The sequence below is a fragment of the Bacillus sp. FSL E2-8868 genome (genome assembly GCF_038005505.1).
Lineage (GTDB): Bacteria > Bacillota > Bacilli > Bacillales > Bacillaceae_G > Bacillus_A > Bacillus_A mycoides.
The window spans coordinates 485,900-501,133 of record NZ_JBBOTI010000003.1 but is presented as its reverse complement, the minus strand read 5'-3'; the positions used below and the strand labels follow the sequence as shown (position 1 = coordinate 501,133).

Here is a 15,234-nt window from a genome sequence, read left to right as displayed (position 1 = left end):
GGAGGATTTCGACAATACTAATTTTACATTACCAAATTTACCTTATACGCACGACTAATGTGTTTGTGATTGAATTGCTTGTAAATACTTTTCATTTACCCGGTCCCAGTTCACCGTATGCCACCAGTTGGTAACAAATTCTGGACGCCGATTTTGATACTTTAAATAATAGGCGTGTTCCCATACATCGATGACGAGTAATGGAATTTTACCTTCTTGCAAAGGTGTATCTTGATTGGGTGTACTCATAACGGAAAGTTCCTCACCGTCCAGAACAAGCCATCCATAGCCACTTCCAAAACGACTAATAGCTGCTTTGGAAAGTTGATCTTTTAAGTTGTCAAAGGTATTGAAATAATAATCAATTACTTTTGCAACGTCTCCATTAGGCTCACCGCCACCTCGCGGGCTCATTAATTCCCAAAAAAGACTATGACAATAATGTCCACCACCGTTATTTCTGACAGCTGTAACAATTTCTTTTGGTAAAGTTTTTAAATTACATAGTAACTCTTCTAAAGATTTATTATGTAATTCCGTATAGTTTTCTAAAGCGGCATTCAAGTTATTTACGTATGTCGCATGGTGATTTCCATGATGAATAGAAAGCGTGTTGCTATCGATATATGGCTCTAGTTCATCATAGTCATATGAAAGCTTTGGCAATTGAAATGAAGACATAACATTCCCTCCTTTCTTATTAAAAAAGTTGGTCTAGGTAAAAATAATTTACCTGAGTCAAAAATACACCTATTTTTTATACAAGTCAATAGTAATCTCTTTAATTTTCTGAAAAATATTACAATAAAAGTAACACTTCGACTTTCATTTGTGACTCTTATTCTTTTTGCTTATACTGTAAAGTAGTAACGTTGTGTTGAAATAGAAGGAGATCGTTTATGAGTAAAACGAAACAATTAATAGAGGAAGCGAGTCATTTTATTACGGTTTGCTATAAAGAGCTTAATAAAGAACAATTCATAGAAGAGAGAATAAAAGAAATTCAAATTGAAATAGAGAAGACGGGGACGTATGAGCATACATTTGAAGAACTTGTTCATGGATCACGAATGGCATGGCGCAATAGTAATCGATGTATCGGAAGACTATTTTGGAGTAAGATGCACATATTAGATGCACGTGAAGTAAATGATGAGGAAGGTGTATACAATGCATTAATTCATCATATTAAATATGCAACGAACGATGGGAAAGTTAAACCGACAATTACAATTTTTAAGCAATATCAAGGTGAAGAAAATAATATACGAATTTATAATCACCAATTGATTCGGTATGCAGGATATAAAACAGAAATGGGAGTGATTGGTGACTCTCATTCCACTGCGTTTACGGATTTTTGTCAGGAACTTGGCTGGCAAGGAGAAGGTACGAATTTCGATGTATTGCCACTTGTGTTTTCTATAAACGGGAAGGCACCTATATATAAAGAAATTCCGAGAGAAGAAGTAAAAGAAGTGCCAATTGAACACCCAGAATACCCGATTTCGTCACTTGGAGCAAAATGGTATGGGGTTCCAATGATTTCAGATATGCGCTTAGAAATTGGCGGTATTTCTTATACGGCAGCCCCGTTCAATGGATGGTATATGGGAACGGAGATTGGGGCTCGTAACTTAGCGGATCATGATCGCTATAATTTACTTCCGGCTGTTGCGGAGATGATGAAGCTCGATACATCGAGAAACGGTACGTTATGGAAAGACAAGGCGCTAATTGAATTAAACGTGGCTGTTTTACATTCTTTTAAAAAACAAGGAGTTAGTATTGTGGATCACCATACAGCTGCACAACAATTTCAACAATTTGAGAAGCAGGAAGCGGCATGTGGACGGGTTGTAACAGGTAATTGGGTGTGGCTCATTCCACCGTTGTCGCCAGCTACCACTCATATTTATCATAAACCGTATCCAAATGAAATTTTGAAGCCGAATTTCTTTCATAAATAATAGCTAGTATAGTTTTTTTTTCTGCAAAATATAATTTTTTTTAATTACTGTTACGTAGCAAATGGAAGCCTTTACTATCGGTTATTTTTGGAAAGGACTTTTTGAACCAAGGAGTTCCTTATGTTATAATCAAATTTCTGTTTCGAAGACCTTATAGAAATATAAGGTCTTTTGTTTTGCTTTTTTATGTAATAGGAATAGAAATTTTCTTTTAAATAAGGGATTTAGCATATTTTTAGGGACAACATAAGTGTGTAGGAAATTGATGAATTATTATGCTTATATAATCATTGTGTTTTGGGTGTAAAAAAGAAAACATAATAAAGTTGTTTTTTTAGATTGCTGAGGAAGGAGGAAGTGTAAATGAGGATGAAGAGTCGAAAAACGGATTGGCCTGTATTTCTTATTAGTGGTGGCTCACTTTTATTATTTGTAATTGCAGTTATTTTAAATAAAAGTTACATAGAGGGAGCCATTAATAGCAGTTTTGCAGCTTCAATTAAATATTTTGGCGCCTTTTGGCAGGTTTTATTAATTGGTACATTTGTTGTTGCAATGTGTATGGCGTTTTCAAAATATGGGAGAGTTAAACTTGGGGGGCTAGAAAAACCTGAGATTAGTACGACAAAATGGCTCGCTATTATTATGTCTACATTACTTGCTGGAGGTGGCGTTTTTTGGGCAGCCGCAGAGCCGATGTACCATTTGATGACGGTGCCACCAATACATGAAGGTATAACTGCTGGAACGAAAGAAGCGGTAATGCCTGCTTTAGCACAAAGTTATATGCACTGGGGTTTCCTGGCTTGGACGATTTTAGGTACAATTAGTGCGGTAGTTATGATGTACGGGCATTATCATAAAGATATGCCTTTAAAACCTCGAACGCTTTTATATCCTATTTTTGGAGAGAAATTGCGAAAGAGTTGGCTTGGAACAATGATCGATGTATTTGCCATTATTGCGGTAGCTGCAGGGACGATTGGTCCAATCGGATTTTTAGGACTACAAGCAAGTTATGGGTTACAAGCATTGTTTAACATTCCTGATGTGTTTACTACTCAATTAGCCATTATTGTTTGTGTAGTAGCTGTTTCTACTATATCTGCGGTAACAGGAATTGATAAAGGGATTCAAATTATAAGTAATTTAAATGTTAGGTTAGCAGTTCTATTAATGGTATTTGTATTACTATTTGGACCAGGTGGATTTATTATCGATTCATTTGTTTCTTCGTTTGGATTTTATATAAATGAATTTATTCCAATGAGCACATATCGTGGTGATACAGCTTGGTTAGGATCGTGGACAATCTTTTTCTGGGGATGGTTTATTGGATATGGACCGATGATGGCAATTTTAGTGAGCCGAATTTCAAGAGGAAGAACAATCCGAGAAATCATCGTTGCAATTGGAATTATTGCACCTATTATTACAACGTTTTGGTTTACTATACTAGGGGGATCAGGTGTGTTTTATGAGTTAATGAATCCTGGTTCTATCTCGACCGCATTAAGTGAATCTGGTATGCCAGCGGCTATGATTGCAATTACAGAGCAACTGCCACTATCTAATATTATTGGACCTGCATTTCTTTTATTAACAATTTTATTTGTAGTGACAACAGGAGATTCAATGGCTTATTCGATTTCAATGGCAGTGACTGGAGATGGAGATCCTAGAATTAGTTTGCGAGTTTTTTGGTCGCTTATTATGGGCGCAGTTGCGGCGATTCTTTTATATATGGGTGAGGGAAGTATTAACGCCTTACAATCCTTCATTGTAGTGACGGCTGTTCCGGTATCTATTCTGTTATTCCCAATGCTATGGCTAGCGCCTAAAGTCGCAGGGGAATTAGCGTTAAAACAAGGTATTGTAAAAGAAGAAGATAAAACTAGCTTCTTGTTCCAAAAAGCTAGTAAATCAAAATAAATAATTGTATTTATATAAGAAGAGGAAGCATTTCATTTGAGATGCTTCCTCTTTGCTATTTATCCAAATACTTTTCCTGAGGGGACAGTATTTGGATAAACATTTCGTACAGTTTCAATCTATTCTAATACTTTATCTTTCGTCTCTGGGACACATAATAGCATTGTAACTAAACCTATTGGATAGATAATGAAGATGAGAGATAATGCTCCCATTAAATTACCACCTGCAGCAAGTAAGCCGATAATAACAGGTCCAAATCCAGCTAACCCACGTCCTGTACCGAAAATAAAGTTCTCTGCTGTCGAGCGAGCTTCAGCAGGATAGTTTTCAGCTAAAACTGCTCCGAATCCCCCCATCATGCCATTGGCAAAGAATCCAAGCAGTGCACTTCCCCATAACAATGATGTTGAGTCTGTGAATAAGAAGAAGTAAATGAGACAGTATATAGTACCACCGACATAATAGATTGTAAAAGTTTTACGGCGGCCAATTTTATCGGCTAGAATACCAAAAGTTGCAATTCCAATTAGCATGCCGATTGTAGAGATGAACATCCAACCGCTCGCTTTTGCTAATGTGTAGTTATATTTATTCGCTAAAATAGTTGGCATCCATGTGAAAATTCCATAATATCCGAAGTTTTGGATGAATGACATAATAATAAGACCAATTGTTGTTATCGTTACTTTTTTATTGGCAAATAACTTTCGAAGTGGGAACTTTTTCATTTGCTTTAGTTGTTCTGCCTCAGTAGTTGTTAAATTACCTTTAGCTTCTTTTTGTAACAATTCTTTTTTGTATCGTTGTTTTTGTTCCCATATTTTCGGTTCACTTAAACTTTTGCGGACGTAAACAGCTAGTAGAGCGGGAATGAGTCCAAATAAGAAAACAGCTCTCCATCCGAAATGTGGGACGATAAATGCCGGAAGGAGTGAAGCGACTAGTACGCCAAATTGCCATCCAAGTGCAACAACGGATGTCGCCTTAGCGCGCATTTCTTTAGACCATGTTTCAGTTACGATGGCCATCCCAATCCCGAATTCACCACCAACTCCCATTCCAACTAAAAAGCGAAGAATTAATAATTGCCAATAATCTGTTGCGAAATAAATAAGTGCTGTTGCTAGTGAGAATAGTAAGATTGTGAAGGCCATCGTACGGATACGCCCAAATAAATCAGCAATAAATCCAAATAAATAAGACCCGATTAGCATTCCTATTGTGGTAGCTAATGTTAAGTTTCCACCTTCAACAGGGCTTAAATGAAATTCTTTTAAAATGTAGACGAGTACGAAAGATAAGAGCAACATGTCTAAACCTTCTGCTGCATATCCTAGCGCAGAACCAAACAATGTTTTATATCTTTTCTCTTTCGTCTCCTCTGTTGTTGATTGTACATCAGTAGTGACGTTCATCATTAATCCTCCTTATTTTCTTCTACAGTCGCTATGGAAGAATAACAAAAGGCCTTCTCACCTGATATGATGAGAAGGCCAAAAAAGCATACGTATCCCTAAAAAAGACCATACGTATAGTATATTCCGACTTCCTTCTCAACCTCACGGGGTTGGGTTAAAGGACTGTATTATATTACTTTATTTTTAGCACTCTTCTGTTAGATTGTCAAATAAAGAGGGGATAGTTATGTGTAAAATATTTCAAAAAACATTTCATTCTCCTTGACGCACGCTTCATTATTTTCCCATAATAAAACTAACTAATATAAAAAGGAATGAATCACAGATGCTAAATTTAGTACTTATGATGATTGAACGTGTCGGACTTATTGTTATTTTAGGATTTTTACTTTCTCATATTAAAACGTTCAGGCGCCTTCTTCATAGACAAGATGGGTATGTAGATAAGCTTAAGCTTATTTGTATTTTTTCAGTGTTTACAATTGTAAGCAATTACACAGGGATTGAAATTGCCGGGAATACAATTATGAAAGAAAATTGGCTACAAGGTGTTTCGTCATCTAGTACAATTGCGAATACACGTATTATGGGTGTTGGAATTAGTGGATTGCTTGGTGGTCCTATCGTCGGTATTGGAGTGGGATCGATTGCGGGTATTCACCGTTATATGCTTGGCGGGACGACAGCGCTCAGTTGTGCAATTTCATCAATTTTGGCTGGGATTATAACAGGTTATATTGGATACATTTTCAAAAAATATAACCGTACTATTACTCCTAAATTTTCTGCGATTTTAAGTGTTTTTATCGTTACTTTAGAAATGCTTATGATTCTATTAATTATAGAAGATGGACTTAGTGTTGTGAAAACAATTGCGCTACCGATGATTCTTGTAAATAGTTTTGGCAGTTTCATTTTACTTTCGATGATACTAGCTATTTTACGACAAGAAGAAAACGCAAAAGCTTTGCAAACGCATAAAGTATTACGAATTGCTGATAAGACGTTACCATATTTCCGCCAAGGGCTAACAGAAGAGTCTTGTAAACATGTGGCACAAATTATTCACCGCTTTACGGGAACAGATGCGGTATCCTTAACAGATACAGAGGAAATCTTAGCTCACGTTGGATTAGCATCAGATCATCATATTCCTTCACACAGTTTAATAACAGGTTTATCAAAAGAAGTATTAAAAACAGGGAAAATAATGAAGGCAAAATCACGTGAGATTATTAATTGTCAACATGAAGGGTGTCCATTACAAGCGGCAGTTGTTATTCCATTAACTTCACATGGAAATACGATAGGAACATTAAAACTTTATTTTAAAAACCCTAATCAATTAAGTCGTGTTGAAGAAGAGTTAGCGGAAGGGCTAGCGAAAATATTCTCCACACAGCTTGAGTTAGGTGAAGCTGAGTTACAAAGTAAGTTATTGCAAGATGCCGAAATAAAAGCGTTGCAAGCACAAATCAATCCGCATTTTTTATTTAATGCAATTAATACAGTATCAGCTTTATGCCGAACAGATGTAGAGAAAGCGAGAAAATTATTATTGCAGCTTAGCGTTTATTTTCGTTGTAATTTGCAAGGGGCACGACAATTACTTATTCCATTAGAACAAGAGTTGAATCATGTACATGCATATTTATCGTTAGAGCAAGCGAGGTTTCCGAATAAGTATGAAGTGAAGATGTACATTGAAGAGGCACTAAAGGTGACTTTAGTTCCACCATTTGTGCTTCAGCTATTAGTTGAAAATGCATTGCGCCATGCTTTTCCGAAAAAGCAGCCAGTGTGCCAAGTCGAGGTACATGTGTTTGAAAAAGAAGGGATGGTTCACTTTGAAGTAAAGGATAATGGACAAGGGATTGAGAGTGAACGTCTAGAGCAATTAGGAAAAATGGTAGTTCCATCAAAGAAAGGGACGGGAACAGCCTTATATAATATTAATGAACGACTTATCGGGTTATTTGGGAAAGAGACAATGCTTCAAATTGAAAGTGAATTAGAGCAAGGGACAAAGATCCTCTTTGTGATTCCGAAAAAAGTAGAGGAGGAAAAACGGAGTGTTAAAAGTATTAGTAGTTGATGATGAAATGTTAGCACGGGATGAATTGAAATATTTATTAGAGAAAACAAAAGAAGTAGAGATAATTGGTGAGGCGGATTGTGTAGAGGATGCATTAGAAGAATTAATGAAAAACAAACCAGATATTGTTTTTCTAGATATTCAATTATCTGATGATAATGGATTTGAAATCGCAAATATATTAAAGAAAATGAAAAATCCACCTTCAATTGTGTTTGCTACTGCCTATGATCAATATGCATTGCAAGCATTTGAAGTAGATGCGTTAGACTACATTTTAAAGCCATTTGATGAAGAACGTATCGTACAGACATTAAAGAAATATAAAAAACAAAAGCAAATAAAGTTAGAAACAAAGCAAGATGTAAAGAGTGTAGATGTAACGGCCGAGATGCATAAATTAGCATTACCAATTGAGGAATCAATTGTACTTGTTAACATTGAAGATATTATTTATGTAGGGCTTGTAGATGGGAAAGTAACTGTAAAAACAATGAAAGAAACATATGTAACACATGATACGCTTGTCATTTTGGAAAAGAAATTACCACAAACAATTTTTATGCGTGTTCATCGTAGTTTCGTTGCTAATATTAATCATATTTCTGAGATACAGCCGTGGTTTAATTCGACTTATAACTTAATTATGAAAGAGGGATCCAAAGTCCCGGTTAGCCGTACATATGCAAAAGAACTTAAAAAGCTGCTTCGTATTTAAGAAGCAGCTTTTTGTATTTCGTCTGCCTATTTTTGTAACTAATTTTGTATATTTGACGTTCTGTTATGTAAACGCTTACAGTTTTATTTTTATCTTATACAATAAAGGTACCAAATCGAAAGAGGTGGCCAAAATGAGTACGAAAAAAGTATATAGTTTCTTATCACAAGCATTCATATTTTCAGCTATTATGTTAGTTTCTAATATTATTGCAACGCATTTACCAATTCCGATGCCTTCATCGGTGATCGGATTAGTTATTTTATTTAGCCTATTATGTTTAAAAGTTATTAAATTGGAACAAGTTGAATCATTCGGAACGGCTTTAACAGGTATTATCGGATTCCTTTTCGTTCCATCAGGTATTTCGGTTATTAATTCTCTCGGTGTAATGGGACAATATTTTGTACAAATTTTAACTGTAATTGTTGTCGCAACAATTATTTTACTCGCTGTAACAGGATTATTTGCACAATTTATTTTAGGAAAAGACGATAAAGAAATAGAAGATACGAAAGAATTGAAAGTAGTAAATAAAGGACGCAAGCACGGAAAAGTTGCGTAACCAATTTAGTATATATTGTTAGGAGGGAATGAACATGGCAAGCACAATGACTCCATATTTCGGAATCGTCGTTTCATTAATCGCATACGGAATCGGAACATTATTATTTAAGCATTCAAAAGGATTCTTCTTATTCACACCATTATTCGTAGCGATGGTATTAGGGATTGTCTTTCTAAAAGTAGGTAACTTTACTTTTGAAGAATATAATACTGGCGGAAAAATGATTAGCTTCTTCTTAGAACCAGCAACAATCGCGTTTGCAATTCCATTATATAAACAAGTTGATAAGTTAAAAAAATATTGGTGGCAAATTTTATCGGCTATTGTGGTTGGATCTATTTGTTCAGTGGTTGTTGTGTTCATTGTCGCAAAAGCAATTGGTCTAGATACAGCTGTAATGAACTCAATGTTACCGCAGGCAGCAACAACAGCAATTGCATTACCAATCTCTGAAAGTATCGGTGGTATTCCAGCAATTACATCATTTGCAGTTATCTTTAATGCTGTTATCGTATACGCATTAGGAGCTTTATTCTTAAAAACATTTAGAGTTAAACATCCGATTGCTAAAGGTTTAGCGCTTGGAACAGCAGGACATGCGTTAGGGGTTGCAGTAGGTATCGAAATGGGTGAAGTAGAAGCAGCTATGGCCAGTATCGCTGTGACAGTGGTTGGTGTCGTAACAGTGGTGGTTATTCCAATGTTCATGCCGTTTATTGGATGATAAAACTTACTAAAAAAAATATAAAAGCAAGTTATTTGTAGGACGGATTTCTACTGATAGCTTGCTTTTTATGTTACAGTAGTGGTAAGACCTATTGAAGGATAAAAGTTTCCTTAAATCTTCATTAATACTACGTATAATGCGTTCTGAAATAGGTCATTGTATTGTAAAATAAGAAGTAACATAATATATAGCACAATTAACGGGTGGTTAGGGTTGAATATAAATTGCTCGCAATGGCTTTAATATTAAAGGATAATTATAAGTAGAGGATAGAGAGAGATCTACTTGTTAACGTTTTACTTTATAGGACAGGAGAGAGTACTCGTCGATTATGCAAATAAAAAACCTGTTTCAAAGCAAAGGATTTCAGAGGTTAATCGTATTAGTATTACTTGCTCTCATATTGTATGGGATGCAAAGTATGTTAAATTTAATTTTAATTACGTTTATGTTGACGTATTTAATGGATCGATTCCAAAAGTTTATTTCTCGTAAATTAGATCATTTCATGCCAATTAATCGAAAAATTATTATAGCGCTTTTATATGTAATGTTGGTGGCAGGAATTGCCATTACGCTATTTAAATATTTACCGGTATTAACAATACAAATTTCACAATTGATTTATCAATTTAATGTATTTTTAAGAAATCCACCTGATAGTGAATTAATTAAGTATGCAGTTAATGCTGTTAATCATATGGAGCTTTCTAAATATGTAGGGCAAGGCGTAGACATTTTGTATAAATCTATTACGAATGTTGGGAAATTTGGCCTTCAAGTTTTACTTTCTGTAATTTTAAGCTTATTTTTCTTACTTGAAAAAGCACGTATCGTTGCTTTTACTTCGAAATTTAAAGAAAGCCGACTTGCAATTTTCTATAACGAAATAGAGTATTTCGGAAAGAAATTTGCACGTTCATTCGGAAAAGTAATCGAAGCACAATTTTTAATTGCAATTGTTAACTGTGTTTTATCTGTTATTGCATTATGGATATTAGGATTCCCGCAATTACTAGGTTTAGCGTTAATGATTTTCTTGCTTGGCTTAATTCCAGTGGCGGGTGTTATTATCTCGTTATTCCCACTCTGTATGATTGCTTACAATATTGGTGGTATTATGTATGTCGTTTATATTGTAGTTATCGTAACAGTAATTCATGCGCTTGAAAGTTATGTATTAAATCCGAAGTTTATGTCACAAAAAACAAACTTACCAATCTTCTACACATTTATGGTATTAATTTTCTCTGAGCATTTCTTAGGTGTGTGGGGACTTATTATCGGTATTCCAATCTTCATTTTCTTATTAGATGTCTTAGATGTGACAAGTGATGAAATGGAGAAGGACGTTGAAAAAAATAAAGTGAAGTAAAGAAAAAGCATCGATGTTCGATGCTTTTTCTTTTATAACATGACGTTCCTTATGCCATACTGTAAGGAGAAGATAGAATAGGGGTGAAATAATGGCCGTAAATGAAAAGATAGAGTTAGCTACGTTTGCCGGAGGGTGTTTCTGGTGTATGGTTTCGCCATTTGAAGAGATGGAAGGGATTATACAGGTTGTTTCAGGCTATACAGGTGGCCATAAAGAGGATCCAACGTATAAAGAAGTGTGCTCGGAAACAACTGGGCATTATGAAGCAGTACAAATTACATTTGATGCAAATAAAATGCCGTATGAAGAGTTGTTAAATATATATTGGAGACAAATTGACCCGACTGATATAGGGGGACAATTCCACGACCGCGGGCAGTCTTATGAAACGGTGATTTTTTATCATAATGAAGAACAACATAAAAAGGCAGAGGCTTCAAAAGAAGAGCTCGAGAAAAATGGGCATTTTTCGAAGCCAATTGCGACAAAAATATTGCCAGCTGCTACGTTTTATCCAGCTGAAGAATATCACCAAGGATATTATAAGAAGAATACATTTCGCTATGAGTTATATCGTAAAGGCTCAGGTCGAGATGCTTTTATTAAACAACATTGGCCAAAGAATAATGCTCATTTAAAAGAAAGATTAAACGAGATGCAGTTTTATGTAACACAGGAAAATGGGACAGAACCGCCTTTTCAAAATGAGTATTGGAATCATAAAGAAGAAGGGCTTTATGTAGATATTGTTTCGGGGGAACCATTATTTACTTCTTTCGATAAGTTCGATAGCGGCTGTGGATGGCCGAGTTTTACGAAACCAGTTATGTCAGCTAGTTTGAAAGAAAAAATGGATGTTAGCCATAATATGACGCGTACGGAAGTGAGAAGTAAAGAAGGAGATTCACATCTTGGGCATGTATTTCCAGACGGCCCAGGACAAAACGGCCTTCGTTATTGTATTAATTCGGCAGCGCTACGCTTTATTCAAAAAGAAGATTTAGAAAAAGAAGGATATGGTGATTTCCTAATCTTGTTTGGGAATAAAAAATAACCTCGCAGTCAGCGAGGTTATTTTTTTATTTTACTTTTTTCTTTTTAAATTTGCTTAATGCTTCATAAACGATTGGAACAATAAGAAGTGTTAATAACGTTGAACTTGTTAATCCACCAATTACTGTTACGCCAAGTCCTTTAGAAATTAAGCCGCTACCTTCAAATCCTAATGCAAGCGGGATAAGAGCCCCGATTGTTGCAATTGCAGTCATTAAGATAGGACGCAGGCGTGTTGTACCAGCTTCTAATAATGCTTCACGTGTTGATAGGCCGTCATTTTCTTTATGAATAACACGGTCAATGAGCACGATTGCGTTCGTTACAACGATACCAATTAGCATAAGAGCCCCAATCATCGCAGATACGCTTAACGTTTCGCCAGAGATTAATAAGGCAACGAGTGCACCAATGATTGTGAATGGTAGCGAGAATAAAATTGCGAATGGTGCAAGGGCACCGCCAAATGTAACAACAAGAACGAAGTATACAATGGCAATCGCAGCTAACATCGCTAAGCCAAGTTGTTTGAATGATTCTTGAATATCTTGTGTAACACCACCCATAGAAACATCTATACCAGAAGGAAGATCCATTTTATCTACTTCTTTTTGAACAGCGGCAGATGCTTTTGAAACGTCATCAGATGTTAGTTTTGCACTAACTTCCGCATAAACACGGCCATCACGATGTGTTACTGTGTTAGAAGTTTCACCTTCTTTTACAGTCATAACATCTTTAACAGCAACTTCATTACCAAGTGGTGTTGTAATTTTACGATTTGTTAAGTCATCGATCGTTTCATAGTTTTGTTTTTCAGTTTCTACATATACATTTATATCTTTATCATCTTTTTTAATTGTTGTAAGAACAGGGCGATCATGTTGATTAGAAAGTCCCATTCCAATTTGAGCAGCAGTTAGCCCCATTTTACTTAACTTTTCTTGATCAGCGACTAAAGTATATTCTGCATATGTTTTTGCAACACTAGAGTCTATGTCTTTTAAATCTTTATTTTTCTTCATGATATTTTGAATGTCTTTCACGACAGGCTTAATTTCTTCAGAGCTATCTCCATAAACGTATAGCTTAATTTCGTTACTACCGCCACCTGCTCCGAAATCTTGGTTTTTCCATTCACCTTTTCCAGACATCTTTTGTAAATCTTTAACGACTTGTTCTTTCTCTTTTTCAAAGTTTTTCGTATCGTTATCATATTGAACGAAGAACATCGCTTGATTTGTTTGACCAGGGCTCATTGGGTTTTCGCCGCCTAATGAGAATTGAATCGTTTTGACGTCTTTTTTATCTTGGAAATGCTTTTCAGCTTTCGTTGCAATTTTTTCAACGTCGTCTAACGTTTGACCTGGCTCAGGTTTGTACGTTGCGATAATCATTTTTTCTTCTTCAGATGGTAAGAAGCTGACACCGATGATTGGTACAAGTGCAAGGCTGCCTACTAATAGGAGGACTGTGATACTTGATGTAATAATTTTATGGTTTAACGCCCATTCAAGTATACGTTTATAGCCGTTTGCTAATTTGCTTGGTTTTTCCTCATGATGTACTTCTTTTTCTCTCATGCTTTCCTTCTTAAATAAGGAATGTGCTAGCATCGGCACAATTGTAACTGCCACAAGTAAGGAAGCAAGTAGGGCAAAAACAATTGTTAAAGCAAATGGTAAGAACATTTCACCAATCATACCCTTTACAAGCCCAAGAGGTAAGAATACAGCGATTGTTACAATTGTAGAAGACATAATCGGGATAAACATTTCTTTCGTAGCTTCACGAATTAAATCTTTCCCACGTAATTTCTCTTCTGATAAAGACATACGTCGGTAAATATTTTCAATAACAACAATTGAGTCATCAACAACGCGTCCAATAGCAACTGTCATTGCTCCAAGTGTCATAATGTTAAGGGTAATATCCATTTGTTTTATTACTAAAACTGCAATTAATAAAGAAAGTGGTATAGAAACGACAGAGATTAGTGTTGTTCGAATGTTTCGCAGGAACAACATAATAATAACAATCGCAAAGATAGCACCGAAAATAGCTTTGCTAAGCATTGTTTCAACTGATTTTTCAATAGGCGCACCTTGATCGAATGTTGAAATAATCTCTAAGTCTTTATATTTTTTCTCAAGGTCTTTTACTTTATCTTTAACTGCATTTACAACATCAACTGTATTCGCATCAGCAGCCTTCACAATTTGAATACCGATTGCTTCTTTTCCATTCGTTCGAGAAATGGATTCTGCTTTTCCAACTTCTTTAATATCAGCAATCTCCTCTAATGTAACCGTTGGCATGCCGTTCATAGCGGCCGGATTCATCTGTGGTACTTGTGTTCCAGCACCAGCGTTTTGGCTACCTTGACCATTCGGTGATGAAGGGATAGCTGGAATTTTTAATTCTTTTAATGCTTTAATTGTTGTAATGTTACCATCGACAACAACTGATTTTTCCGTATCTTTAAATGTATATAAGCCAAGTGGTAACGATACGTCCGAACCTTTAACCATATTTTTTACAGTATCTTCACTTAAACCTAATTCTTTCATCTTATCTTTTTTGAAGACAAGCTGTACTTCGTCTACTTGTTGACCTGCGATTTGAACAGATGCGACACCATCAAGTCCTTTTAATCCAGGAACAACATTTTTTTCTACATTTTCTGTTAAGGCAGCTAAAGATTCATTTTTACTCGCTACGCTTAATGAAATAACAGGAAAGGCATTAAAGTTTACTCGTGAGACTTTCGGGTCTTTCACACCTTCTGGCAGTTTCACGTTTGCGAGCGATTCTTTAATTTCCGTTTCGGCTTTTTCCATATTTTTATCAAAATCATATTCTACCTGAATAGAAGATGCGTTTTGATAAGATGATGAACTAACAACGTTTACACCGCTTAAATTTTGGAGTTGCTCTTCCATTGGTTTTGAAATTTTATCAGCTACTTCTTCTGGTGTAGCACCAGGATAAACCGTGGTTACTGTTACAATCGGTGTTGTAATATCAGGAATTGTCTCCAGCTTCATATTCATCCCAGAATAAATACCCGCAATAGTAACAATAATGGTTAGTAGCCAAACTGCGAACTTATTTTTTAACGTGAAATTGATGATTTTGTTCATGTTTGCGCTCCCTTTTCATTATATTGACCAATCGGTCAGTCTAATACATAATATAACTGACCGATTGGTCAGTCGTCAATGAAAAGAGATGGTATAATAAAATCAAACTATAAGTAGTCGGTTTCCTATTCTTTTTCTGATCATTGGCTTTTACTAACCGGATTTTATAGATGGAAAGGCTTCTATATAAACCATTTACTCCATTAAATTTTAGATGGGGAGTTTTATT

General features: G+C 35.5%; 11 protein-coding genes. 8 read left to right on the top strand and 3 right to left on the bottom strand.

The features are described 5' to 3' along the window. Positions 1-54 precede the first annotated feature (54 nt). Positions 55-681, bottom strand: coding sequence for a superoxide dismutase [Mn] (gene sodA, locus NSS74_RS23615; RefSeq protein ID WP_061690311.1), 627 nt, complete (start codon positions 679-681; stop codon positions 55-57). Positions 682-899: 218 nt separating this feature from the next. On the opposite strand from sodA, the gene NSS74_RS23610 reads away from it, so the two are divergent. Both NSS74_RS23610 and NSS74_RS23605 read left to right on the top strand, forming a co-directional pair. Next, positions 900-1,970, top strand: a complete 1,071-nt coding sequence (locus NSS74_RS23610) for a nitric oxide synthase oxygenase (RefSeq protein ID WP_012262084.1) — start codon at positions 900-902, stop codon at positions 1,968-1,970. Positions 1,971-2,333: 363 nt separating this feature from the next. Continuing rightward, positions 2,334-3,902, top strand: coding sequence for a BCCT family transporter (locus NSS74_RS23605; protein WP_149191113.1), 1,569 nt, complete (start codon positions 2,334-2,336; stop codon positions 3,900-3,902). 119 nt (positions 3,903-4,021) lie between these two features. On the opposite strand, the gene NSS74_RS23600 is transcribed toward NSS74_RS23605, so the two are convergent. Then, positions 4,022-5,320 (bottom strand): MFS transporter, encoded by a 1,299-nt coding sequence (locus NSS74_RS23600; protein ID WP_002089901.1) that lies wholly within the window; start codon positions 5,318-5,320, stop codon positions 4,022-4,024. A 328-nt stretch (positions 5,321-5,648) separates the two neighbouring features. Here NSS74_RS23600 and lytS point away from each other — a divergent pair, with 328 nt between their 5' ends. The 6 genes from lytS (at position 5,649) to msrB (ending at position 11,863) form a co-directional block, all read left to right on the top strand. Continuing rightward, on the top strand, positions 5,649-7,418 hold the full coding sequence (gene lytS, locus NSS74_RS23595; protein ID WP_061673846.1) for a two-component system sensor histidine kinase LytS: 1,770 nt from the start codon (positions 5,649-5,651) through the stop codon (positions 7,416-7,418). Next, positions 7,396-8,136, top strand: a complete 741-nt coding sequence (locus NSS74_RS23590) for a LytR/AlgR family response regulator transcription factor (protein WP_002130151.1) — start codon at positions 7,396-7,398, stop codon at positions 8,134-8,136. The genes lytS and NSS74_RS23590 overlap by 23 nt, the downstream gene beginning before the upstream one ends. A 133-nt stretch (positions 8,137-8,269) precedes the next feature. Continuing rightward, complete coding sequence (gene lrgA, locus NSS74_RS23585) at positions 8,270-8,701, top strand: antiholin-like murein hydrolase modulator LrgA (RefSeq protein ID WP_002068680.1); 432 nt, start codon at positions 8,270-8,272, stop codon at positions 8,699-8,701. Between the two features lie 34 nt (positions 8,702-8,735). Next, positions 8,736-9,428 (top strand): antiholin-like protein LrgB, encoded by a 693-nt coding sequence (lrgB, locus tag NSS74_RS23580; RefSeq protein WP_000168872.1) that lies wholly within the window; start codon positions 8,736-8,738, stop codon positions 9,426-9,428. A gap of 334 nt (positions 9,429-9,762) precedes the next feature. Continuing rightward, the gene (locus NSS74_RS23575; protein WP_002089894.1) at positions 9,763-10,806 is read left to right on the top strand and encodes an AI-2E family transporter; all 1,044 of its coding nucleotides are present in this window, start codon (positions 9,763-9,765) and stop codon (positions 10,804-10,806) included. 91 nt (positions 10,807-10,897) lie between these two features. After that, the gene (gene msrB, locus NSS74_RS23570; protein WP_061690312.1) at positions 10,898-11,863 is read left to right on the top strand and encodes a peptide-methionine (R)-S-oxide reductase MsrB; all 966 of its coding nucleotides are present in this window, start codon (positions 10,898-10,900) and stop codon (positions 11,861-11,863) included. A 25-nt stretch (positions 11,864-11,888) separates the two neighbouring features. On the opposite strand, the gene NSS74_RS23565 is transcribed toward msrB, so the two are convergent. Next, positions 11,889-15,005, bottom strand: coding sequence for an efflux RND transporter permease subunit (locus NSS74_RS23565; protein ID WP_061690313.1), 3,117 nt, complete (start codon positions 15,003-15,005; stop codon positions 11,889-11,891). Positions 15,006-15,234: the final 229 nt, after the last annotated feature.

Bases quoted from the DNA above. Each gene is read 5' to 3' on its own strand.
- sodA (WP_061690311.1), bottom strand. From the start codon at position 681: ATGTCTTCATTTCAATTGCCAAAGCTTTCATATGACTATGATGAACTA.
- NSS74_RS23610 (WP_012262084.1), top strand. From the start codon at position 900: ATGAGTAAAACGAAACAATTAATAGAGGAAGCGAGTCATTTTATTACG.
- NSS74_RS23605 (WP_149191113.1), top strand. From the start codon at position 2,334: ATGAGGATGAAGAGTCGAAAAACGGATTGGCCTGTATTTCTTATTAGT.
- NSS74_RS23600 (WP_002089901.1), bottom strand. From the start codon at position 5,320: ATGAACGTCACTACTGATGTACAATCAACAACAGAGGAGACGAAAGAG.
- lytS (WP_061673846.1), top strand. From the start codon at position 5,649: ATGCTAAATTTAGTACTTATGATGATTGAACGTGTCGGACTTATTGTT.
- lrgA (WP_002068680.1), top strand. From the start codon at position 8,270: ATGAGTACGAAAAAAGTATATAGTTTCTTATCACAAGCATTCATATTT.
- lrgB (WP_000168872.1), top strand. From the start codon at position 8,736: ATGGCAAGCACAATGACTCCATATTTCGGAATCGTCGTTTCATTAATC.
- NSS74_RS23575 (WP_002089894.1), top strand. From the start codon at position 9,763: ATGCAAATAAAAAACCTGTTTCAAAGCAAAGGATTTCAGAGGTTAATC.
- msrB (WP_061690312.1), top strand. From the start codon at position 10,898: ATGGCCGTAAATGAAAAGATAGAGTTAGCTACGTTTGCCGGAGGGTGT.
- NSS74_RS23565 (WP_061690313.1), bottom strand. From the start codon at position 15,005: ATGAACAAAATCATCAATTTCACGTTAAAAAATAAGTTCGCAGTTTGG.